General features: G+C 71.6%; 20 protein-coding genes. 9 read left to right on the top strand and 11 right to left on the bottom strand.

The features are described 5' to 3' along the window. Window positions 1–142: 142 nt before the first annotated feature. Window positions 143–775 carry a TetR family transcriptional regulator gene (locus tag ABZ865_RS02805; RefSeq protein ID WP_361222713.1) on the bottom strand — a complete coding sequence of 211 codons (633 nt, stop codon included), beginning with the start codon at window positions 773–775 and terminating at the stop codon, window positions 143–145. A 220-nt stretch (window positions 776–995) separates the two neighbouring features. Here ABZ865_RS02805 and ABZ865_RS02810 point away from each other — a divergent pair, with 220 nt between their 5' ends. The 3 genes from ABZ865_RS02810 to ABZ865_RS02820 all read left to right on the top strand — a co-directional run bounded on the left by ABZ865_RS02810 (window position 996) and on the right by ABZ865_RS02820 (window position 4,298). Then, a complete protein-coding gene (locus ABZ865_RS02810) occupies window positions 996–2,435 on the top strand; it encodes a glycosyltransferase family 4 protein (protein WP_361222716.1) in 1,440 nt (479 codons plus the stop codon). 61 nt (window positions 2,436–2,496) lie between these two features. Further along, window positions 2,497–3,231, top strand: a complete 735-nt coding sequence (locus ABZ865_RS02815) for a class I SAM-dependent methyltransferase (protein WP_361222719.1) — start codon at window positions 2,497–2,499, stop codon at window positions 3,229–3,231. Then, window positions 3,228–4,298, top strand: coding sequence for a prenyltransferase/squalene oxidase repeat-containing protein (locus ABZ865_RS02820; RefSeq protein ID WP_361222722.1), 1,071 nt, complete (start codon window positions 3,228–3,230; stop codon window positions 4,296–4,298). The genes ABZ865_RS02815 and ABZ865_RS02820 overlap by 4 nt, the downstream gene beginning before the upstream one ends. A gap of 4 nt (window positions 4,299–4,302) precedes the next feature. Here the strand turns inward: ABZ865_RS02820 and ABZ865_RS02825 are convergent, their stop codons facing one another. After that, window positions 4,303–4,596 carry a hypothetical protein gene (locus ABZ865_RS02825; protein WP_361222725.1) on the bottom strand — a complete coding sequence of 98 codons (294 nt, stop codon included), beginning with the start codon at window positions 4,594–4,596 and terminating at the stop codon, window positions 4,303–4,305. A gap of 216 nt (window positions 4,597–4,812) precedes the next feature. On the opposite strand from ABZ865_RS02825, the gene ABZ865_RS02830 reads away from it, so the two are divergent. Then, window positions 4,813–5,376, top strand: a complete 564-nt coding sequence (locus ABZ865_RS02830) for a hypothetical protein (RefSeq protein WP_361222727.1) — start codon at window positions 4,813–4,815, stop codon at window positions 5,374–5,376. A gap of 18 nt (window positions 5,377–5,394) precedes the next feature. Here the strand turns inward: ABZ865_RS02830 and ABZ865_RS02835 are convergent, their stop codons facing one another. From ABZ865_RS02835 to ABZ865_RS02855, 5 genes are all read right to left on the bottom strand, one after another. After that, the gene (locus ABZ865_RS02835; protein WP_361222730.1) at window positions 5,395–6,405 is read right to left on the bottom strand and encodes an LLM class F420-dependent oxidoreductase; all 1,011 of its coding nucleotides are present in this window, start codon (window positions 6,403–6,405) and stop codon (window positions 5,395–5,397) included. A 117-nt stretch (window positions 6,406–6,522) separates the two neighbouring features. Then, window positions 6,523–7,344 (bottom strand): hypothetical protein, encoded by an 822-nt coding sequence (locus ABZ865_RS02840; RefSeq protein WP_361224336.1) that lies wholly within the window; start codon window positions 7,342–7,344, stop codon window positions 6,523–6,525. An 83-nt stretch (window positions 7,345–7,427) separates the two neighbouring features. After that, window positions 7,428–8,414, bottom strand: coding sequence for an N-acetylmuramoyl-L-alanine amidase (locus ABZ865_RS02845; protein ID WP_361222733.1), 987 nt, complete (start codon window positions 8,412–8,414; stop codon window positions 7,428–7,430). A 245-nt stretch (window positions 8,415–8,659) separates the two neighbouring features. Further along, window positions 8,660–9,319: a class I SAM-dependent methyltransferase gene (locus ABZ865_RS02850; RefSeq protein ID WP_361222736.1), complete on the bottom strand. Its 660-nt coding sequence runs from the start codon at window positions 9,317–9,319 to the stop codon at window positions 8,660–8,662. A 152-nt stretch (window positions 9,320–9,471) separates the two neighbouring features. Then, on the bottom strand, window positions 9,472–11,214 hold the full coding sequence (locus ABZ865_RS02855) for an MFS transporter (protein ID WP_361222739.1): 1,743 nt from the start codon (window positions 11,212–11,214) through the stop codon (window positions 9,472–9,474). A 164-nt stretch (window positions 11,215–11,378) separates the two neighbouring features. Here ABZ865_RS02855 and ABZ865_RS02860 point away from each other — a divergent pair, with 164 nt between their 5' ends. From ABZ865_RS02860 to ABZ865_RS02875, 4 genes are all read left to right on the top strand, one after another. After that, a complete protein-coding gene (locus ABZ865_RS02860) occupies window positions 11,379–12,566 on the top strand; it encodes a beta-ketoacyl synthase N-terminal-like domain-containing protein (protein WP_361222742.1) in 1,188 nt (395 codons plus the stop codon). 73 nt (window positions 12,567–12,639) lie between these two features. Then, window positions 12,640–14,106, top strand: coding sequence for an MFS transporter (locus tag ABZ865_RS02865; protein WP_361222745.1), 1,467 nt, complete (start codon window positions 12,640–12,642; stop codon window positions 14,104–14,106). A gap of 51 nt (window positions 14,107–14,157) precedes the next feature. Beyond that, a complete protein-coding gene (locus ABZ865_RS02870; protein WP_361222747.1) occupies window positions 14,158–14,697 on the top strand; it encodes a SigE family RNA polymerase sigma factor in 540 nt (179 codons plus the stop codon). 29 nt (window positions 14,698–14,726) lie between these two features. Then, on the top strand, window positions 14,727–15,515 hold the full coding sequence (locus ABZ865_RS02875) for a hypothetical protein (RefSeq protein ID WP_361222750.1): 789 nt from the start codon (window positions 14,727–14,729) through the stop codon (window positions 15,513–15,515). A 12-nt stretch (window positions 15,516–15,527) separates the two neighbouring features. Here ABZ865_RS02875 and ABZ865_RS02880 read toward each other — a convergent pair whose 3' ends face one another. Next, window positions 15,528–16,160 carry a response regulator transcription factor gene (locus ABZ865_RS02880; RefSeq protein ID WP_361224339.1) on the bottom strand — a complete coding sequence of 211 codons (633 nt, stop codon included), beginning with the start codon at window positions 16,158–16,160 and terminating at the stop codon, window positions 15,528–15,530. Window positions 16,161–16,598: 438 nt separating this feature from the next. Here ABZ865_RS02880 and ABZ865_RS02885 point away from each other — a divergent pair, with 438 nt between their 5' ends. Continuing rightward, window positions 16,599–18,131 (top strand): alpha-L-arabinofuranosidase B, encoded by a 1,533-nt coding sequence (locus tag ABZ865_RS02885; RefSeq protein ID WP_361222752.1) that lies wholly within the window; start codon window positions 16,599–16,601, stop codon window positions 18,129–18,131. Here the strand turns inward: ABZ865_RS02885 and ABZ865_RS02890 are convergent. The 3 genes from ABZ865_RS02890 to ABZ865_RS02900 are packed head-to-tail and all read right to left on the bottom strand — an operon-like array spanning window position 18,109 to window position 21,111. Beyond that, window positions 18,109–19,386 (bottom strand): sensor histidine kinase, encoded by a 1,278-nt coding sequence (locus ABZ865_RS02890; RefSeq protein ID WP_361222755.1) that lies wholly within the window; start codon window positions 19,384–19,386, stop codon window positions 18,109–18,111. The two genes, ABZ865_RS02885 and ABZ865_RS02890, sit on opposite strands and share 23 nt — an antisense overlap. A 16-nt stretch (window positions 19,387–19,402) precedes the next feature. Next, window positions 19,403–20,119 carry an ABC transporter permease gene (locus ABZ865_RS02895; RefSeq protein WP_361222758.1) on the bottom strand — a complete coding sequence of 239 codons (717 nt, stop codon included), beginning with the start codon at window positions 20,117–20,119 and terminating at the stop codon, window positions 19,403–19,405. Beyond that, window positions 20,119–21,111: an ABC transporter ATP-binding protein gene (locus ABZ865_RS02900; protein ID WP_361222761.1), complete on the bottom strand. Its 993-nt coding sequence runs from the start codon at window positions 21,109–21,111 to the stop codon at window positions 20,119–20,121. Before ABZ865_RS02900 ends, ABZ865_RS02895 begins: the two co-directional genes overlap by 1 nt. Window positions 21,112–21,323: the final 212 nt, after the last annotated feature.

Consider the following 21,323-nt stretch of genomic DNA (forward strand, 5'->3'; position numbering starts at 1 on the left):
ATAGTCGTACAGTCGTGACCTGGGAACGTCGTCGCGCGGTGCCTCGTCTGCCCCGCCCCCGTGTTCAGACATGCGGCCCATCATCACAAGTGCACCGACAGCGAACAACCTGCCGCCGTCACACCCTTGTCACAGCTGTGCGTCAGCCCGAGGCGCGGGGGTCGGTCAGGTCGATCAGACGGCACACCGTCTCGATGTCGATCTTCACTTGTGCGATGGAGGCACGGCCGGACAGCCAGGTGATCAGGGCCGAGTGCCAGGTGTGCTCGATGACCCGGACGGCGGAGAGCTGTTCGGGGGTCGGGTGCTCCAGGCCCATCGCGTCCAGGATGATCGCCGTGGTCTGCCGGGAGACCTGGTCGACCTCGGGGGAGACGCTGCGGTCGGCGAAGGTGAGGGCACGGACCATGGCGTCGGCCAGGTGCGGCTCGCGCTGCAGGGCGCGGAAGGCCCGCATCAGGGTCTCGGCGACCCGCTCGGCCGGCCGCTCGCCCGCCGGGGGCTTCTTGCGCAGGGTGCCGTGCATGTGCTCCAACTGGTCCTGCATGGTGGCGACCAGCAGATGCACCTTCGAGGGGAAATAGCGGTACAGCGTGCCGAGGGCCACCTGGGAGGACTCGGCGACCTCGCGCATCTGCACGGCGTCGAAACCGCCCCGGCTGGCCAGCTGCGCGCTCGCGTGCAGGATCCGCCGCCGGCGGGCCTCCTGACGCTCGGTGAGCGGCGCCGACAGGGGCCGGGCGCTACTGGCTTCCACCTTGGATTCCGCAGGCATGGGTCCCGCTCCGTGACAGTCGGTGAGGGCATCTGTAGGGCATGTGATCAGACTGGCCGAGCGGGGCTCGCGCCGTGGCGTGAATCACCTGATCCACTGCTCACAGCACCCCTACCTGCCGGTAGATTCAGAGCCTCTTGAACGATCAAGTCTGAAACTTGTTCTAGATTAGCGTCCCGTCGTAGTCTCGCGGGACAGTGCAGGCAGAGAGGGGCCCAGAGTGACCGCTGAGGCCAGTCAGGCGGGTCCCCGGAAGGACCTGGCTGCCGACGGCGAGCGACCGCTCGACATCGCACTCCTCACCTATAAAGGGAACCCGTTCTGCGGCGGCCAGGGTGTCTACGTACGGCACCTGTCGCGCGAGCTGGCCCGCCTCGGTCACCGGGTGGAGGTCATCGGCTCGCAGCCGTATCCCGTCCTGGACGAGCACGAGGACTACGCCGGTCGGCTGACGCTGACCGAGCTGCCCAGCCTCGACCTCTACCGCCAGCCCGACCCCTTCCGCACCCCGAAGCGGGACGAGTACCGGGACTGGGTCGACGCGCTCGAGGTCGGCACCATGTGGACCGGCGGGTTCCCCGAGCCGCTGACGTTCTCCCTGCGCGCCCGCCGCCATCTGCGGGCCCGGCGCGGTGAGTTCGACGTCGTGCACGACAACCAGACGCTCGGCTACGGCCTGCTCGGCGACGTCGGTGCCCCTCTGGTCACCACGATCCACCACCCCATCACCGTCGACCGGCAGTTGGAGCTGGACGCGGCCGAGGGCTGGCAGCGCCGCTACTCGGTGCGCCGCTGGTACGCCTTCACCCGTATGCAGAAGCGCGTCGCCCGCCGGCTGCCCTCCGTGCTCACCGTCTCCGGCACCTCCCGCCAGGAGATCGTGGACCACCTCGGCGTCCGGGACGACCGCATCCACGTCGTCCACATCGGCGCCGACACCGACCTCTTCGCGCCGAATCCCGCCGTCGCCGAGGTGCCCGGCCGGATCGTCACCACCTCCAGCGCGGACGTGCCCCTCAAGGGCCTCGTCTTCCTCGTGGAGGCGCTCGCGAAGGTCCGCACCGAGCACCCGGACGCCCATCTCGTCGTCGTCGGCAAGCGCCCCACCGAGGGCCCGGTCGCCCAGGCGGTCGAGCGGTACGGCCTCGAAGGCGCCGTCGACTTCGTCAAGGGCATCTCCGACGCGGAACTGGTCGACCTGATCCGCTCGGCCGAGGTCGCCTGCGTGCCCTCCCTCTACGAGGGCTTCTCGCTGCCCGCCGCCGAGGCCATGGCCACCGGCACCCCGCTGGTCGCCACCACCGGCGGAGCGATCCCCGAGGTCGCCGGCCGCGACGGCGAGACCTGCCTCGCGGTACCGCCGGGAGACTCCGGGGCGCTGGCGGCGGGGCTCGGCAGGCTGCTGGGCGACGCCGGGCTGAGGGCCCGACTGGGCGCCGCGGGCCGTGAGCGCGTCCTACGGCACTTCACGTGGGCCCGAGCCGCCGAGGGCACGGTCGCCCGCTACCGCGAGGCCATCGCCCGCTCCGCGGCCGCCCCCGCTCCCCACCGCTCCGCGGCCGTACCAAAAAGCGAGCCGGAGATAGCGACCCTGGCCAACGAGGTGACTCAGGCCGACAGGGCGCCCCAGAGCGCGCGACTGACCGAAGCCGTCAAGTGACCGCCCAACCCGTCACCCCCGCCCCCGTGACCGTCGATTCCAACCCCGAAAGCAGGGCCACGTGCTGACCGTCGACTTCTCCCGGTTCCCGCTCGCCCCGGGCGACCGTGTCCTGGATCTCGGCTGCGGGGCCGGCCGGCACGCCTTCGAGTGTTACCGGCGCGGCGCGCACGTCGTGGCCCTCGACCAGAACGGCGAGGAGATCCGCGAGGTCGCCAAGTGGTTCGCGGCGATGAAGGAGGCCGGGGAGGCCCCGGCGGGTGCCACCGCCACGGCCATGGAGGGCGACGCCCTCGCGCTGCCGTTCCCGGACGAGTCCTTCGACGTCGTCATCATCTCCGAGGTGATGGAGCACATCCCCGACGACAAAGGCGTCCTCGCCGAGATGGTCCGCGTGCTCAAGCCGGGCGGCCGGATCGCCATCACCGTGCCCCGCTACGGCCCCGAGAAGGTCTGCTGGGCGCTGTCCGACGCCTATCACGAGGTCGAGGGCGGCCACATCCGCATCTACAAGGCGGACGAACTGCTCGCCAAGATCCGCGAGGCCGGCCTGAAGCCGTACGGCACCCACCACGCGCACGCCCTGCACTCCCCGTACTGGTGGCTGAAGTGCGCGTTCGGCGTCGACAACGACAAGGCGCTGCCGGTACGGGCGTACCACAAGCTGCTGGTCTGGGACATCATGAAGAAGCCGCTGGCCACCCGGGTCGCCGAGCAGGCGCTGAACCCGCTGATCGGCAAGAGCTTCGTGGCCTACGCGACCAAGCCGCACCTGCCCCGGGTGGACGCCAAGTGACGACTCCCCGGACAGAACACCTCGTCCTGCCCGGGGTCCTCACCGCCGAGCAGGCCGCCGCGACCGTCCACGGCATCCTGGCCGTGCAGCGGGAGGACGGCGCGATCCCCTGGTTCCGCGGACACCACCTGGACCCCTGGGACCACACCGAGGCCGCGATGGCCCTGGACGCGGCCGGCGAGCACGAGGCCGCCGAGCGGGCCTACGACTGGCTCGCCGCCCACCAGAACGAGGACGGCTCCTGGTACGCCGCCTACGCCGACGGCGCCCACGACGACGTCACCGACCGCGCCCGCGAGTCGAACTTCGTCGCCTACATAGCCGTCGGCGTCTGGCACCACTACCTGTCCACCGGGGACGACACGTTCCTGGACCGCATGTGGCCGACCGTCTACGCGGCCGTGGAGTGGGTGCTGCGGCTGCAGCAGCCCGGCGGGCAGATCGGCTGGCGCCGCGAGGACGACGGCACGCCCACCGCGGACGCCCTGCTCACCGGCAGCTCCTCGATCCACCACGCGCTGCGCTGCGCGCTCGCCCTCGCCGAGCAGCGTGAAGAGCCGCAGCCGGACTGGGAGTTGGCGGTGGGCGCGCTGCGGCACGCGATCCGCCGGCACCCCGAGCGCTTCCTGGACAAGGACCGCTACTCGATGGACTGGTACTACCCGGTCCTCGGCGGCGCTCTGACCGGACCGGAGGCCAAGGCGCGCATCGAGCGGGACTGGGACCGCTTCGTCGTCCCCGGCCTCGGCGTGCGCTGTGTCGTCCCCAACCCGTGGGTGACCGGCGGCGAGTCCAGCGAACTCGCCCTCGCGCTGTGGGCGATGGGCGAGTCCGACCGTGCGCTGGAGATCCTCCAGTCCATCCAGCACCTGCGCGATCCGGAGACCGGCCTGTACTGGACGGGCTATGTCTTCGAGGACCAGGTCGTCTGGCCTCGCGAGCTGACCTCGTGGACGGCGGGCTCCCTGCTGCTGGCGGTGGCGGCGCTGGGCGGCCACGACGCCACCTGCGCGGTCTTCGGCGGGGAGTATCTGCCGACGGGCCTCGACCCCGACTGCTGCGGCTGAGCGGTCAGTGCCGGTGGCCCATCCGGTTGGCGATGGCGTGGCCCACGAAGAGGTAGACCACGGCGGCGATGCCGTAGCCGACGATCACCTGGGCCCAGGCCTTGTCGAGGGTGAAGATGTGGAGGGACCAGCCGGCCAGCCAGGTGGCGGCGTCGTGCACGAACCGGACCACGTCGTTGGCCCGGTTCGCGCCCAGCAGGTACAGCAGAATCCACAGGCCGAGGATGAGGGCCATGACGTCGGCGGCGGTCGCGACGACCCTCCCGGCCGGATTCGCACCGGTGCGATATCGGAACATGTCTTCCGGATTGCCGCTTCTGGGAAGGTGAAACCTGTACTTCCCGGAGGGTGGAGCCGGGACTTCCCGAAGGGCGATGCCGGGACTTCCCGGGCGGTGAAACGTGGTCTCCCCGGGCGGGAACCCGGACGGAGCCGCCCAGGTGGCGCACGCCTCCGCGCCGGGTGAGGCTGCCGGAGGAAATACCCGCTCGGGGAGACACGTCCGGAGGACCCCGTGCCCGTCCCGATACGGCGCCTCTTCGTTGCGCTGACCCTGTGCTGCGCCCTCATGGCCGGTTCCACCGCCTGCGGCAGCGGCGACAAGACCACGACGAAGGAAGTCTCGGCGGTGGCCGCCGAAGCGGCCACACCCAGCCCGAGCACGTCCGCCGAACGCCAGAAGTTCGCGAAGACCCGGTTCGTGGCGAACGCGGGCCTCGCGGCCGGCGCGACCTACCAGTGGATCGTGAAGCCCTGGAAGGCCGGCAAGTTCAAGAAGGGCGCCAAGGGCCGCAAGACGGCCCTGGTGAAGGCCGGTCTGGCCGGCGCCTTCGCCTACAACCGGCTCAAGGCGGCCCAGCACAACGCCCAGGGCGATCCGCAGCTCGCGAAGGCCCTCGCACCGCTCACGGCGGGGATCAACTCCCTCAAGGACCTCCCGTCCAAGCTGCGCAAGGGCGACGACAAAGCGCCCGACACCTACGACGACCTGATCAACAAGGTGAAGGAAGCGGGCAAGAGCGCCGGCGCCCCGGTCAAGGACCAGGTGCCCTCGGCCTCCGAGCTCTCCAAGGGCTGACCCGGCCGCGCGCCGGTGCTACGAGTTCAGCTCCGCCAGCACCCTCAGGGTGTGCGGTTCCGGTGACAGGGCCAGCAGGTCCGTCACCGGGCCCTTGCGCCACAACTCCAGCCGCTCGGCGATGCGTTCACGCGGGCCCACCAACGAGATCTCGTCGGCGAAGGCGTCCGGCACCGCCAGCACGGCCTCCTCGCGCCGTCCGGCGAGGAACAGCTCCTGGATCCGCCGCGCCTCCTCCTCGTACCCCATGCGGGCCATGAGGTCGGCGTGGAAGTTGCGCGCCGCGTGGCCCATCCCGCCGATGTAGAAGCCGAGCATGGCCTTCACCGGCAGCAGCCCCTCGGCCACGTCGTCACAGACCTTCACCCTCGCCAGAGGGGCCACCATGAACCCCTCGGGCACCTCCCGTACCGCCTCCCCGTACACCTCGGGCCGGCTCGGCGCCCAGTACAGCGGCAGCCAGCCGTCGGCGATCCGGACCGTCTGCGCCACGTTCTTCGGCCCCTCCGCGCCCAGCAGGACGGGCAGGTCGCGGCGCAGGGGATGCGTGATCGGCTTCAGCGGCTTGCCCAGGCCCGTGCCGTCCGGCCCCCGGTACGGCAGCGGATGGAACCGCCCGTCCGACTCCACCGGCGCCTCCCGCCGCAGCACCTGCCGTACGACGTCCACGTACTCCCGGGTCGCGGTCAGCGGCGACGCCGGGAACGGGCGGCCGTACCAGCCCTCCACCACCTGCGGCCCCGACAGGCCCAGCCCCAGCATCATCCGCCCTCCGGAGAGGTGGTCCAGGGTGAGCGCGTGCATCGCGGTCGCGGTCGGGGTGCGGGCGGCCATCTGGGCAACGCCCGTACCCAGCATGATCGTTGATGTCCGCGCGGCGATCCAGGTGAGCGGGGTGAAGGCGTCCGAGCCCCAGGACTCGGCCGTCCACACCGAGTGGTAGCCGAGCCGCTCCGCCTCGCGGGCCAGCGGCACATGACCGGCGTCCGGACCGCGTCCCCAGTAGCCGAGTGCGAGACCGAGCCGCATGCCTGCCTCCTGTCTCCTGTCTCCTGACGAGTCGTCAGTTAGCTTGCCGGGGGCCGACTGTACGACAACGGCCCCCCGCCCGGAAGGGCGAGGGGCCGTGTGCCGAGGGTCCGCGGCTCAGCCGCGCTGGATCCCCGAGGTGTCCTGGAGCACGCCCCGGCGGCCGTCCTGGGTCTGGGCCACCAGCGCGGCACCGCGCTGCTCGACGGCCAAGTACCAGGTACCGGGCGCCAGTTCGGCGATCGGGTTCGGCGAGCCGTCCTCCCCGAACAGCGGGCGGGCCACCGGCACGGCGAACCAGAACGGCGAGAAGTCGCCGGCGGCCGGCTGCGGTGCGGGCGCGGGCGCACCCTGCGGCGCGGCCGCCTGCGGCTGCGCCCCGTACGGCTGACCCGGCCCCGGCTGGGCACCGTACGGCTGCTGGGCCGGGGCGCCCGGGTAGCCGTAACCACCGGGCGGCTGGGCGCCGTAGGGCGCCGGGGCGGCCGGCTTGGCGGCCGGGACCAGGCCGGCCTGGAGGGCGGGGACCAGCGGGGTGGCGATGGCGGCGGCCGCCAGCAGGAGCGCGGCGATCAGGCCGAGGATGAGGCCGGAACCGGCGTCGACGTTCGCGCTGCCGAACTCGTCGCTGAAGGCGCCCAGCGGATCGAGGATCGACCAGAACGAGGTCCACGCGGCGAACAGCGTGAAGGCGACGCCGACCTGGCCCAGTTCGAGGCCGGCGACCTTGCGAGGCTGCGGGAGGGCTCGGCCGACGACGATGAGGACCGCACCGATGATGCCGCCGACGTACATGCTCATCACCAGGCCGAGGTTGTCCCAGGCGTTGGGCACATCACTGCCGGAGGAGTCGAACGTGTCGAGGAACGACGCGATGAACAGCAACACCGCTGCTCCGATCACCACGCCGTCGCCCCTAGTGAGGGAGCGGATATTCACTTCAGGTCCTTCGTAGGTCGTCTCGTCGTCGGTAGACACTATCGTCCGCAAGATCCGCCTGTCCGGTCGGTTCCGCCCACCGGTCACGACTCACGCAGGAAACTCACGATTCCCTCAGAGATCCCCTGCGCGGCCTTCTGCCGCCAGGTGCCACTGGTCAGGCGTGCCGAGTCCTTGCTATCCCGCATGTTGCCGCACTCGATGAACACCTTGGGAACCGTTGACAGATTGAGACCACCCAGATCCGTACGTGTGACGAGACCGGTACCTTCGCCGACATAGTTGGAGGGCGGCTCGTCGGTCACGCGCAGGAAGTTGCCCGCGACGCGCTCGCCGAGGTCGCGGGAGGAGTCGAGGATCGGACGGGTGTCGGCGGCACCGGCGTTCACGGATCCGGGCAGGATGACGTGGAAGCCGCGTTCGCCCTCGGCCACGCCGTCGGCGTGGATGGAGATGGCCGCGTCCGCGCGCGCGGTGTTGCCGATCCGCGCCCGCTCGTCCACACACGGACCCCAGGGCGGGCTGTCCCCGTCGTGCGTCAACTTCACCGTGGCGCCCTGCTGTTCCAGGAGCGTGCGCAGCCGGTGGGCGACGTCGAGCGTGAAACTGGCCTCGGTGTAGCCGTCGTTGGTGGACGTCCCGGTCGTGTCGCATTCCTTGTGACCGTTGCCGACGTCCACCTGGCGGTTGATCTCGGTCGTGTGCTTGTAGTTCCCGGGGTTGTGGCCCGGGTCGATGACGACGACCTTGCCCTTGAGGGAGCCGGAGCCGGAGCCGGAGACGGGGGAGGAGGCGGATGCGGACGGGGTGGGCGTCGGGCTCGCCTGCTTGGCGTCGTCACCGGCCCCTGCCGACCCCGGCTTTGCGGTGCTCGGCGAGGACGAGGCCGCGGAGGCCCGCCCGCCCGCCGTGTCCGAGCCGCCGCCCGAGCCTCCGGGCCCGCCCACCGCCTCGTACACCAGCCAGCCCAGCAGCGCGCCGGGCACGAGCGCGGCGAGCGCGACGGTCAGCGGCCCTCGCCGGGGGCGGCGGGGCTGCGGCGGTTCGAAGTCCGGGCCTACGTACGACACGCCTGCCACCCTAGCGGCCACACAAGTCCTTCACACGGCCGAGAGGGCCGAGCGGGTGGCGGGGCCGGTGGTCGGGCCCGTGGCTGTCCCGGTGGCCGGGCCGGTGGGCGAGCCGTCTCAGAGGCTGCCGACGATCAGCCACCCGGCGACCGCGAGCACGGCCAGGTACAGCCCGACCCCGATGGCCCGGCCGAGCCCCTTGCGCCCGTTGCCGACCATTCCCCGGTGATCGGGGAGAGATCAGGTCAGATCCCCGTCCCCGTCCCCGTTCGCCGCAGTACCCGCATCGAGCCCGTGACGGAGATCTCGGTGAACGCGCCCGACTCCAGCGCGCGCAGGTAGACGCGGTACGGCGCCTGGCCGGTGAACTCGTCCTCGGGGTGCGGGAAGACGTCGTGGATGACGAGTAGACCGCCGTCGGCGACATGCGGCGCCCAGCCCTCGTAGTCGGCAGTGGCGTGCTCGTCGGTGTGGCCGCCGTCGATGAAGACGAACCCGAGGGGGGAGTTCCAGATCCTCGCCACCTGGGGAGAGCGGCCCACCAGCGCCACCACGTGCTCCTCCAGGCCCGCCTTGTGCAGCGTCCTGCGGAACGTGGGCAGCGTGTCCATCAGGCCGATCTCGGGGTCGACCGTCTCGGGGTCGTGGTAGTCCCAGCCCGGCTGCTGCTCCTCGCTGCCGCGGTGGTGGTCGACGGTGAGCGCGGTCACACCGGCTGCCCGGGCCGCGTCCGCGAGCAGGATCGTGGAGCGCCCGCAGTACGTGCCGACCTCCAGCAGCGGCAGCCCCAGCCGCCCCGCCTCCACTGCGGCCGCGTACAGCGCCAGCCCCTCGTCCACGGGCATGAATCCCTTCGCCGCCTCGAAAGCGGCCAGGATCTCGGGCTTGGGAGCGGTGGCGGGCATGGGGCGCCTTTCGGTCGTACGACTCTCCGGCCGCCCATGCTGCCGCACCCCGGGTCACTTATCGACAAGGGGTGCGCACAAAAGGGGCGCGGGGAACTACGCGACCAGCCACGACGGCGCGGCAGACGCGAGACGGCAGTCCTACCCGAGCTCTACGCGCTCACAATCTCCCCCGGCAACGAAAGATCCAGATCGACAGCCCGCTCGTCACCGGAATGCGTCGCCGAAGAGGCAAGCGGCGCGTACCCCGCAGCCCGTGCGGCCAGCACATACGCACCGCCGGCCGGCACCGCCAGGACATAGCTGCCGTCCGCCTCGGAGAGCGTCGCCCCCGCCTGCCGGCCCCGCCGGTCGATCAGCGTGACCTTCGCCCGTGCGACAGGGGTGCCCTCGGCGTCCAGGACCCGCCCGCGGAAGCCCCGCAGCACCTCCTCCGCGCGCTCCAGCACCGCGTCCTCCTCACTGCTCGCCCGCAGTTGAGCGTGCTGAGCCGGGCGGCCCGCCTTCGGCAGGAACACCGCCAGCAGCAGCCCGACCGCGACGGCGGCCGTGGCGATGAGGAAGGAGACTCGGAAGCCGTGCATGGTCGGGACCGCGATGCCGCCCACGTTGTTCGCCGTGTTGGCCAGCACCATGCCGATGACGGCGCTGGAGACGGACGTACCGATGGACCGCATCAGCGTGTTGAGGCCGTTGGCCGCGCCGGTCTCCGAGGCCGGGACCGCGCCGACGATCAGCGCGGGGAGGGAGGAGTAGGCCAGGCCGATGCCCGCGCCGAGGACGACGGACGTGACGATCGTCTGCCAGGCCGCGTCCATCAGGCCGAGGCCGCCGCCGTAGCCGACGGCGATGATCAGGAGGCCGAGGATGAGGGTGGTCTTGGGGCCGTAGCGTGCGGACAGGCGGGCGTACACCGGCGCCGTGAACATCATCGTCAGGCCCAGCGGCGCCACGCACAGGCCCGCGACGACCATGGACTGGCCGAGGCCGTAGCCGGTCGCCTTCGGCAGCTGGAGCAGCTGGGGCAGGACGAGCGAGACGACGTAGAAGCTGACGCCGACCATGATCGAGGCGAGGTTGGTGAGCAGCACCTCGCGGCGGGCGGTGGTGCGCAGGTCGACCAGGGGTGCCTGGACGCGCAGCTCGTACACGCCCCACAGGACGAGCACGACCACGGACGCGGCGAACAGGCCGAGCGTCGTGCCGGAGGACCAGCCCCAGTCGCTGCCCTTGGTGATGGGCAGCAGGAGCAGCACCAGACCGGTGGACAGACCGAGCGCGCCGAGCAGGTCGAAGGAGCCCTCGGCGCGCATCGGGGACTCCGGTACGGCGAGGAGGGTGAGGAGGATGGCGAGCGCGCCGAGGCCGGCGGCGCCGTAGAACAGGGCGTGCCAGTCGGTGTGCTGCGCGACCAGGGCCGCGGCGGGCAGCGCGAGGCCGCCGCCGACGCCGATGGAGGAGCTCATCAGGGCCATGGCGGAGCCGAGCCGCTCGCGCGGCAGCATGTCCCGCATCAGGCCGATGCCGAGCGGGATCGCGCCCATGGCGAAGCCCTGGAGCGTACGGCCCACGATCATGGTGAGCAGCTGGCTGGTGAGCGCGCTGACGAGGGCGCCGGCCACCATCACGGCGAGGCTGAGGATCAGCATGCGCCGCTTGCCGTAGAGGTCGCCGAGCCGGCCCATGATCGGGGTGGCGACGGCGCCGGACAGCAGGGTCGAGGTGAGGACCCAGGTGGCGTTGCTGGGCGCGGTGTCCAGCAGCTGCGGCAGGTCCTTGATGACCGGCACGAGCAGGGTCTGCATCACCGCGACCACGATGCCCGCGAAGGCGAGCACCGGGACCACGGTCCCGCCTGCCTTGCGGCCGGGTCGGTCGGTCGTCGTGTGGGTCATTGGGTGAGGCTCCCCCCGTGTGGACAAGTGTCAGGTGAACCTCGTATGCACAGGCAACTATTCCGTTGCTTCGGGCCCCTAATGAAACCTTGACCCTTCCATGGGTTTCTGATCTTCCGTCAGGGTCTGGTCTGTTGGTGGAACACGTTCTACTCTGGCGCGCCATGAAGGCCTATGTCGCCGGGGTCGGGATGACGCGGTTCGAGAAGCCCGAGACCCGTGAATGGCAGTACTGGGACATGGTGCGGGAGGCGGGCGGCGCTGCACTCGCGGACGCCGGGATCTCCTACAGCGATGTGGAACAGGTTCCCGTCGGCTACTGCTTCCAGCCCTCGACCGCCGGTCAGCGCGCCGCCTACGAACTCGGCCTGACCGGCGTCCCCGTCTACAACGTCAACAACAACTGCGCGACGGGCGCCACCGCCCTCATGCTGGCCCGCCAGCTGGTCGAGGGCGGCGCCTGCGACTGCGTGCTGGCGCTGGGCTTCGAGAAGATGAAGAAGGGCGCGCTCGGGGGAGGCGCCGACGGCGGAGACTTCGCCACATCTCCCGTCGCGCGGCACTACGGCGTCATGGCCGCCCGGCACGGCTTCGAGATGACCCCGCCCACCGCGCAGATCTTCGGCGACGCGGCCCGCGAGCACATGGAGAAGTACGGCACCACCGAGGCCCAGCTCGCCGCGGTCGCGGCCAAGAACCACCGCCACTCGGCGCACAACCCCTACGCCCAGTTCCGGGACGTGTACGAGATCGCCGACATCCTCGCCGCGCGCACGGTGCACCGGCCGCTGACCAAGCTCCAGTGCTCGCCGACCTCGGACGGCGCGGCGGCCGCCGTGGTGGTGTCCGAGCGGTTCGCCGAGGAGCGCGCCCTGACCGGCCTGGTCGAGATCGTCGCCCAGGCCATGACCACCGACACCGAGGAGTCCTTCGCGTCCGGTTCGTGCATCGACGTCGTCGGACAGCCGATGTCGCGGAAGGCGGCCCGGCAGGCGTACGACCGCGCCGGACTCGGCATCGAGGACGTGGACGTCATCGAGCTCCACGACTGCTTCTCCGTCAACGAACTGCTGACCTACGAGGCGCTCGGCATGTGCGAGCCGGGGGAGTCCGGCGGCCTCGTGGAGTCGGGGGCGACGACGTACGGCGGACGCTGGGTGGTGAACCCGTCCGGCGGGCTGATCTCCAAGGGCCACCCGCTGGGCGCGACCGGCATCGCCCAGGCCGCCGAACTGGTCTGGCAGTTGCGCGGCGAGGCGGGGGAGCGGCAGGTGCCCGGCGCACGCGTGGGCCTCGCGCACAACATCGGGCTGGGCGGCGCGGCGGTGGTGACGTTGCTGCGGTCGGTCTAGGTCGCACGAACCAGGTCCCGGTGGTCCGAAATGCCGATGCAAGGACCGTGGGCGGGTTGAGAGCATGACGCCCATGCTCGAAGCCGTCGGCACCACACCCCTGACATCCCGCCGCACCACGCCCCCGGCCTGGCTGGTGGTCGCGCTGGCCTGTGCCGGGCAGTTCCTGGTCGTGCTCGACGTGTCCGTGGTGAACGTGGCCCTGCCGTCGATGCGGACCGACCTCGGGCTGAGCGCGAGCGGCCTGCAGTGGGTGGTGAACACCTACTCCATCGCCTTCGCCGGGTTCATGCTGCTCGGCGGGCGCGCCGGCGACCTCTACGGCCGCAAGCGGATGTTCCTCGTCGGGCTCGGCCTGTTCACGCTGGCCTCGCTGGGCGGCGGACTGGCGCAGGAGGGCTGGCAGCTGCTGCTGGCGCGGGCCGTGCAGGGGCTGGGCGCGGCGGTGCTGGCGCCCTCGACGCTGACCCTGGTGACGGCGGCGGTGCCGGAGGGGGCGGCCCGGGCGCGGGCGATAGCGACCTGGACCGCGGTGGGCGCCGGGGGCGGGGCCGCGGGTGGCGTGGTCGGCGGGGTGCTGGTGGACCTGCTGTCCTGGCGGTGGGTGCTGCTGATCAACGTGCCGGTGGGCGCGGCGGTCCTGGCCGGTGCCGTGTTCTGGCTGACGGAGAGCCGTGCGGGGGACGGCCGGCGGCTGGACCTGCCGGGCGCGCTGCTGGTGACGGCGGGCCTCGGGACGCTGGCCTACGGCATCGTGCAGATCGAGGCGGAGGGCTGGACGGCCGCGGCCACGCTGGTGCCGCTGTGCGCCGGGCTGGCGCTGATCGGTCTGTTCCTGCTGGTCGAGTCGCGTACGGCGGCGCCGCTGATGCCGCTCGGCCTGCTGCGGCTGCGCTCGGTCGCCTCGGCGAACGCGGCGATGTTCGTCTGCGGCTCGGCGATGTTCTGCATGTGGTACTTCATGACGCTGTACGCGCAGAACGTGCTCCACTACTCGCCGCTGGAGGCCGGACTCGCCCTGGTGCCCAGCTCGCTGGCGGTGGTGGTGGGCTCGAAGCTGGCACCGCGGCTGATGCGGTCGGCCGGGGCACGCACGGTGGCGACCGCGGGCACGCTGGTGGCCGTCGCCGGGTTCGGCTGGCAGTCGACGATGAGCGCGCACAGCGCCTACGTCACCGGGATCATGCTCCCGGGCATCCTGATGATGCTCGGCGGGGGCCTGGCCGGGACCCCGCTGGCCGCGCTGGCCACCTCCGGCGCGGCACCGGGGGAGGCCGGGCTGGTGTCGGGTCTGGTCAACACCTCGCGCACGATGGGCGGTTCGCTCGGGCTCGCCGTCATGTCGACCATCGCGGCGGCCGGGACGGGCAGCGACGGCGGGGCCGAGGCGCTGACGGACGGGTACGCGCTCGCCTTCCGCGCGAGCACGGCCCTGCTGGTGGGCGGGGCGGTGCTGATGCGGCTGTGGCTGCCGAGGGCGGCGTCCGCGGCCGTCGCGAAATCCTCCACGGGGTCGGCCGCGAAATCTTCCGCGGGGTGAGGCAACGGTCCGGGGGGCTCATGGACTCCTTTTGACATCAAGGAGGTGCCCATGGGGGATCGGAAGCAGGCTCGGGACGAGGAGTTCCAGAGCTTCATGGTCGGCCGCTGGCCGCGGCTGATGCGTACGGCATTTCTCCTCACGGGGGAGCAGCACGCCGCCGAGGACCTGGTCCAGTCGACGCTCGAACAGGCCTATGTGGCCTGGCGCAGGGTCGGCACGGCCGACGATCCGGAGGCGTACGTACGGCGCGTGATGATCAACGCGCACGCGCGCAAACACAGAAGAAGGCTCAAGGAGTTCCTCGCGCCGAGGGACGACTCCGGCCTGGTGCACGAGGTGCCCGACACGGGCGACCGGATCGCCCAGGCCGACGACCGCAGCGCCCTGCTCAAGGCGCTCGCCCAGCTACCCGTCCGGCAGCGGGAGGCGGTGGTGCTGCGCTACTGGGAGGACCTGACGGAGACTCAGGCGGCGGAGGCGATGGGCTGCTCGGTCGGCACGGTCAAGAGCAACGCGGCCAAGGGGATCGCGAAACTCCGCGCCATACCGGGACTGGCCGACATGGTGACGCAGGGAGGGCGGAAGTGATGAGCGCGGACCAGAACAGGAACCACGACATGACACAGACGGACATCGCCTTCCTCCTCGCGGACGCCGCGGACGAGGTCGAGATCGGTATAGCCCCCGTCCAGGCGGTCATCCGGGCCGGTCGGCGCCGCAGAGCGCGCCGCTGGGCGGTGGCGGCGGCCACGGCACTGGTCCTGGCGGGATCGACGGGCGCGACGCTCGCCTTCGCCGGCCTGCCCGGGCAGGGGGACCGCGGAGCGAACGTGGCGAAGCCGCCGTCCTCGCCGGAGGCACGGCATGTGTACGAGCCGCAGCGGACCGAGCTGGGACGCGGGACCTACCAGGGCAAGGAGTGGAGCGTCAGCGTCCAGGTGTGGGGAGCGCCGCGCAACGAGGCCGAGGCGGACCGGCAGTTCGCTGCCATGGCCGAGCGGGGCCTGTCACCGGCGGAGGCGCGCAAGCCCGCCGACCTGATCGGCAAGCTCTCGTACTTCGCGACCCGGGGCTGGGGCGACGGCGGGCCGCAGCAGGTGATGTTCAACACGGTCGAGAAGTTCGAGCGGTTCTCGGGCACGGACATGCAGTCCATCGCGACCCGTCTGGGACACGGCGGCGAGAGCTCCGGCCGACTGGTGATCGGTATGGTCGCCAAGACCGCCCGGCAGGTCACCTGCCGCTGGAAGGACGGCACGTCGGCCGTGGCCAACCGGGTCGAGGGCTACTCCGTCGACGATCTGGGAGTGGCGATCCGCTCGGTCGACGGCTTCCAGGGGGCCAACTGGTTCGTGTGCACGGCACCGGCGGGGACGTCCTATGAATCGGCGGAGGTGACGAAGTAGGACCCCAGTAGCTCACAGCCACCCCTGCTGCCGGGCCTCCCGTACCGCCTCCGCGCGGTTCCGTGTGCCCGTCTTGCCGATCGCCGAGGAAAGATAGTTGCGGACGGTCGACTCGGAAAGGTGCAGCTTCGTGGCGATGTCGGCGACGGTCGCCCCGTCCACCGACGCCGTCAGCACCTCGCACTCCCGAGCCGTCAGCGGATTCGGCCCGGCGCTGAGCGCGGCCGCGGCCAGCACCGGATCGACCACCGTCTCCCCGGTGAGCACCCGCCGGATCGCCACGGCCAGTTCCTCCACGGGCCCGTCCTTGACGAGGAACCCGGCCGCCCCGGCCTCCATGGCCCGGCGCAGATAGCCGGGCCGGCCGAAGGTGGTCAGGATCAGCACCCGGCAGTCGGGCGCCTGCACGCGCAGCTGTGCCGCCGCGTCCAGGCCGCTGATGCCCGGGAGCTCGATGTCCAGCAGAGCCACGTCCGGCCGGTGCAGCAGCGCCGCATCCACGATCGCGTCCCCGGCCGAGACCTGGGCGACGACCTCGATGTCGTCCTCCATCCCGAGCAGCAGGGCGAGCGCGCCGCGCATCATGCCCTGGTCCTCGGCGAGCAGCACCCGGATGGACTTGGCCGGGCGGTGGTCTCTGGGCATCTCATCGTCCATTGACCCAGGCTACGGCCGACGGGCCGGCTCGGCGGCGGGTGCGGCGCGCGCAGCGCTCCCGCCGTGCCCCGGGGCATCCGTGACGGGGCTCCGCGGCGAACTCGCCGAGGTGCACGACGAACTCGCCGAGGTCCACGGCGAACGCGACGACGGCCACCGTCCGATTCCGGCCGGCCAAAGAGTTTTCATGGATTCGTTCCGCAGGGGTTGACGGTCGTCGGTGGTGCGAAAACAATCGCCCCTGCATTTCCCGAATCCCCGGCAGAATTCACCGCCGAATAGGTTCGGTATTTCGATCGAACAACGTCCGGTATCTCGAACGTCCGCGAAGGTCCTGCACGATCCGCACTGTCCTACGACGAACCCGAGGTGCACGTGTTCCCCACACCCCCCAAACCTCTCCGTCCCCGGCCCCGCTCCCGGCGGGTGAGAAGCGCCGTCCTCTCCGTCCTCGCCGTCTGCGCGACCCTCGCCGCGCTGCTGCTCGGCACCGCCGCGCCGCAGGCCGCCGCCGCGAGTGCACTGCCCTGCGACGTCTACGCCGCCGCGGGCACCCCCTGCGTCGCCGCGCACAGCCTCGTGCGGGCGCTGTACTCGTCGTACAACGGCGCGCTCTACCAGGTGAAGCGGGCCTCCGACGGCGCCACCGCGAACATCGGCCTGCTGGCCGCCGGCGGGTACGCCAACGTGGCCGCCCAGGACTCCTTCTGCTCCGGCACGACCTGCATCATCACCGAGATCTACGACCAGTCCCCGCGCCACAACCACCTCACCGTCGAGGGCGCGGGCGGCGCCGGGGCCGCCGACGTCGGGGCGCCCGCGGACGCGCTCCCGGTGACCGTCGGCGGGCACCAGGTCTACGGCCTGGAGATCTCCGCCGGCATGGGCTACCGGGACAACTCCACCTCGGGCGTGGCCGTGAACGGGCAGGCGGAGGGGATGTACATGGTGACCTCCGGCACCCACGTCAACAACCGCTGCTGCTTCGACTACGGCAACGCCGAGACCAACAACCTGGACACCGGCAACGGCCACATGGACGCCATCAACTTCGGCACCGAGTGCTGGTTCTCGCCCTGCTACGGGCAGGGACCCTGGGTCCAGGCCGACCTGGAGAACGGGCTGTTCCAGTCCGACGCCGGATACAGCAAGAACACCTCCAACACCGGCACCGGGCCGATACCGTTCGTCACCGCGCTGCTGAAGAACAACGGGCAGAACCATTTCGCGCTGAAATACGGAAATGCCCAATCCGGCGGACTGACGACGACCTATTCCGGTGGTGAGCCGACCGCCGGCGGGTACTCGCCGATGCACCAGGAGGGCGCGATCGTCCTCGGCACCGGCGGTGACAACAGCAACGGCTCCATCGGGTCCTTCTTCGAGGGTGTGATGACCTCCGGCATCCCGACCGACGCCGCCGACGACGCGGTCCAGGCCAACATCGTCTCCGTCGGCTACGGCGGCCCGACCGGCAGCACCGGCACGCTCAGCCCCGGCTCGGAGATCTCGCTGCGTGCGACGACCGCCTGCTGCACCACCGAGTACGTCCGCCACCAGTACGACGCGACCGTCATCTCCCCGGTGACGTCGAGCAGTTCGTCCCTCGACAAGAACGACGCGACCTGGATCGTGCGCCGGGGGCTGGCCGACAGCGCCTGTGTCTCCTTCGAGTCGCGCAACTATCCCGGTGACTTCCTGCGCCACTACAACTTCCGGCTGTACCGGCAGCCCATGGACGGCAGCAGCCAGTTCCGGGCCGACGCCACCTTCTGCCCGGGAGCCGGCAAGGGCGGCACCGGCACCTCGTTCGCCTCGTACAACTACCCGACGAGGTACCTGCGCCACTACGACCACACCGTCTACATAGCGAGCAACGGCGGCTCCAACGCCTGGGACAGCGGCACCTCATGGGCCGCCGACGTCACCTGGGCGGTCAGCTCGCCCTGGGCGCCATAGCCACCCCCGCGGCGGCCAGTTCCGGAGGCTCCACCGGGAGTTCGGCGGTGACCGTGAAGCCGCCGCGGGCCGACCGGCCGGCCGTGAGCGAGCCGCCCGCCGCCGCGAGGCGCTCGGTCAGGCCGGTCAGGCCGGTGCCGCCGATGCCCTCGCGGGGGTGCGCCACGGCCTTGCCGGTGCCGTTGTCGGTGACAGTGAGCCGGACCCGCTCGGCGGTGCCGTCGACGGTGATCTCGCAGCGGGTGGCGTCGCTGTGCCGGACGACGTTGGTGACCGCCTCGCGCACCACCCAGCCGAGCAGCGCCTCGGTCGGCGGGTCCAGCGGTGTCCCGGACTGACGCACCACTGGTTCCACGCTCGCCGCGGACAGCGCCGAGCGGGCCCGGGTCAGTTCGGTGGCCAGGCTGCCCTCGCGGTAGCCGGTCACCGCCTCGCGGATCTCGGTCAGCGCCTGCCGGCCCACGGACTCGATGTCACCGATCTGCCCGAGCGCCGCGTCCATGTCGCGCGGGGCGAGGCGCCGGGCCGCCTCCGACTTCACCACGATCACCGACAGGGTGTGCCCGAGCAGGTCGTGCAGATCGCGGGAGAAGCGCAGCCGCTCCTTCTCCACCGCCCGCCGGGCCAGTTCCTCCCGGGCGGCGCGCAACTCCCGCACCGTCTCGGCCAGGCTGAGGATCGCGGCGGTCACCATGCTCGAGATGAAGGTCGCGTAGCCGATGTTCGTCGCGTCGCCCCAGCCGTCACGGACGCCGGAGACGGCACCCGCGTACAGCGCCAGCAGCACGCCGATGCGGCCCAGCCACGGGCCGCGCAGCGTGGCGCCGGTCGCGAGGCCCAGCAGCGGGAAGAACATCAGCCAGTTGCCGCCGTACCCGACGCCCAGACCCGTGGTCAGCAGGGCCATCAGGCCCAGGGCCACCCGCGTGGAGGGCGCCTGGCGCCTGTCCCGGTCGAAGGAGCGGAAGGTGACGTAGATGTACAGGGAGTTGAAGGTGAGCAGGCCCAGGCCGCCGATCCACGGGTTGGAGGTCCGGCCCTGCAGGAGGTTGGAGAAGGCCCCCATGCCCATCAGCAGCCAGGGCAGCAGGGTGAAGCCGCTGGGCGGTGGGCCGGGGTGGTCGACGGCCGGGGCCTTTCCGTTCTTCCGGGCGGCTCGCTGCGCGGCCCGGAAGCGCTCGATGTCCGCCCGCCATCGCGCGCGCTCCGCCCGCACGGCCTGGATCTGGCATTTCGCCTGCGCCCACCACGACATGTCTCTGTTCCCCCGATCAGATGGTCCCCGCCCGGCGGCGGTAGGACAGCACAGCGTACGAACCGAACGCCAGCAGCCACATGGTCAGCACGATGATCGCACCGAGCGCGGGTCCGTGCCCCTCGGCGACCGCCGTGCCGAGCTGGGCGAAGCGGCGGGTGGGGGTGTACGCGGACAGGGTGCGCAGCCAGTGCGGGAACAGGGCGATGGGGAACCACAGACCGCCGATCACCGCGAGCCCGAGGTTGCACACCATGTTGACCACGCCGGTGGCGGGCCCGGTCAGCCGGTAGCCGTTGCCGAGTCCCAGCAGCGTGAAGGGGAGCGAGCCGAGCCACAGCAGCAGCGTGACCGCGGCCCACTGCCAGAGCGCCAGCCGCACCCCGTTGACCAGGCCGCCCGCTGCGAGCACGGCGACGATCGCGGGCAGCACGGTCACCGCGCCGGTCAACGCCCGCCCGGTCACCACCGCGCGCGGGCTCATCGGCGTCACGCGCAACTGCCGCAGCCAGCCCGTCGCCCGATCCTCGGCGACCGCGCCGCCGGTGTTCAGCGCCGAGCCGACCGCGCCGTAGGCAGCCATGCCGACCATCGAGGCGGTCCGCCAACTGCCGTCGCTCTCACCGAGGTTGGTGAACAGCAGGTACATCATCACCGGCATCGCGATCCCGCCGATCACGAAGCCCACGTCACGCAGGGTGCGGCGGACCTCCAGGCGCACATAGGCGAGCATCACACCTCCTCCAGGTCACGCTGGTGGTCGCCCGCCACGTCACGGTGGTGGCCGTCCTCCACGGCACGGTGGAGGTCTCGGCCGGTCTCCGCGTCGCCGTGGCGGTCGCGGGAGGTGAGGGCGAGGAACGCGTCGTCCAGCGAGGCCGGGGCCACCTCCAGGGCGCGGATCGCGTCCAGCCGGGCGAGGGCGATCACGGTCGCGTCGGAGTCGTCGGTGCGCATCCGTGCCCGGCCCCCGCGTACCTCCACCGACCGGACGCCGGGCAGCAGGGCCAGCGCCTCGGGGTCGAGCCCGGCCAGGTCGACGGAGACCAGATTGCCGCCCGCCGCGCGGCGCAGCTCCTCGCCGGTGCCGTCGGCGACGATCCGCCCTCGGTCGATGACCACGATCCGGTCGGCGTACGCGTCCGCCTCCTCCAGGTAGTGGGTGGAGAACAGGACGGTGTGGCCACGCCGGGCGTAGGCGCGCATCGAGTCCCAGAAGGCGTGCCGGGCCTCCACGTCCAGCGCCGCCGTCGGCTCGTCCAGCACCAGCAGGGCGGGGTCGCCCGCCAGCGCCACCGCGAACCGCACCCGCTGGACCTGCCCCCCGGACAGCCGGTCCACCCGTCGCCCGGCCAGGTCCGCGATCCCGGCCAGTTCCAGGGCCCGCGCCACCGGCATCGGCGCCGGGTAGCGGGAGGCGACGAAGCCGACCAGTTCGCCGACGGTGACCCGGGGCACCGGGCGGGCCTCCTGCAGCATCGCCCCCACCCGGCCGGCCCGCACCGACCGCTCCGGCTCGCCGCCGAACAGCTTCACCGTGCCGGCGTCGGGCTCCAGCAGGGCGAGCAGCAGGGAGAGCGTGGTCGACTTGCCGGCGCCGTTGCGGCCCAGCAGGGCCACGGTCTCGCCGCTTGCGATGTCCAGGTGAATGCCGTCCACGGCGCGGACGGCGCCGTACGTCTTGACCGCCCCCGTGAAGGACACGGCGCTCTGCGTCTGTGTCATGACCGCAACGCTAGGCACCCGGACCCGGTGAGCGGGAGAGGCGGATGTACGGACCCCCGCAGTACATATGTCACTGCCGCACCGCCCGCAGCCGAGCTGACACGGCGTCAGGAGCCTTCACAACTCCGGAGCGCTGGGCTATACAGGGGGCGCCGGACTGGAACGCGTTCTAGATCCGCCCGTGGACGACCTCGGTGCGGCCGACGGTGCGG

This window comes from Streptomyces sp. NPDC047085 (assembly GCF_040643735.1).
Taxonomy (GTDB): Bacteria; Actinomycetota; Actinomycetes; order Streptomycetales; family Streptomycetaceae; genus Streptomyces.

What these genes read in the sequence shown, in the direction of transcription:
- ABZ865_RS02805 (WP_361222713.1), bottom strand. Translation starts at nt 775, where the DNA reads ATGCCTGCGGAATCCAAGGTGGAAGCCAGTAGCGCCCGGCCCCTGTCG.
- ABZ865_RS02825 (WP_361222725.1), bottom strand. Translation starts at nt 4,596, where the DNA reads ATGTTCCGATATCGCACCGGTGCGAATCCGGCCGGGAGGGTCGTCGCG.
- ABZ865_RS02835 (WP_361222730.1), bottom strand. Translation starts at nt 6,405, where the DNA reads ATGCGGCTCGGTCTCGCACTCGGCTACTGGGGACGCGGTCCGGACGCC.
- ABZ865_RS02850 (WP_361222736.1), bottom strand. Translation starts at nt 9,319, where the DNA reads ATGCCCGCCACCGCTCCCAAGCCCGAGATCCTGGCCGCTTTCGAGGCG.
- ABZ865_RS02855 (WP_361222739.1), bottom strand. Translation starts at nt 11,214, where the DNA reads ATGACCCACACGACGACCGACCGACCCGGCCGCAAGGCAGGCGGGACC.
- ABZ865_RS02860 (WP_361222742.1), top strand. Translation starts at nt 11,379, where the DNA reads ATGAAGGCCTATGTCGCCGGGGTCGGGATGACGCGGTTCGAGAAGCCC.
- ABZ865_RS02865 (WP_361222745.1), top strand. Translation starts at nt 12,640, where the DNA reads ATGCTCGAAGCCGTCGGCACCACACCCCTGACATCCCGCCGCACCACG.
- ABZ865_RS02870 (WP_361222747.1), top strand. Translation starts at nt 14,158, where the DNA reads ATGGGGGATCGGAAGCAGGCTCGGGACGAGGAGTTCCAGAGCTTCATG.
- ABZ865_RS02875 (WP_361222750.1), top strand. Translation starts at nt 14,727, where the DNA reads ATGACACAGACGGACATCGCCTTCCTCCTCGCGGACGCCGCGGACGAG.
- ABZ865_RS02880 (WP_361224339.1), bottom strand. Translation starts at nt 16,160, where the DNA reads ATGCCCAGAGACCACCGCCCGGCCAAGTCCATCCGGGTGCTGCTCGCC.
- ABZ865_RS02890 (WP_361222755.1), bottom strand. Translation starts at nt 19,386, where the DNA reads ATGTCGTGGTGGGCGCAGGCGAAATGCCAGATCCAGGCCGTGCGGGCG.
- ABZ865_RS02895 (WP_361222758.1), bottom strand. Translation starts at nt 20,119, where the DNA reads ATGCTCGCCTATGTGCGCCTGGAGGTCCGCCGCACCCTGCGTGACGTG.
- ABZ865_RS02900 (WP_361222761.1), bottom strand. Translation starts at nt 21,111, where the DNA reads ATGACACAGACGCAGAGCGCCGTGTCCTTCACGGGGGCGGTCAAGACG.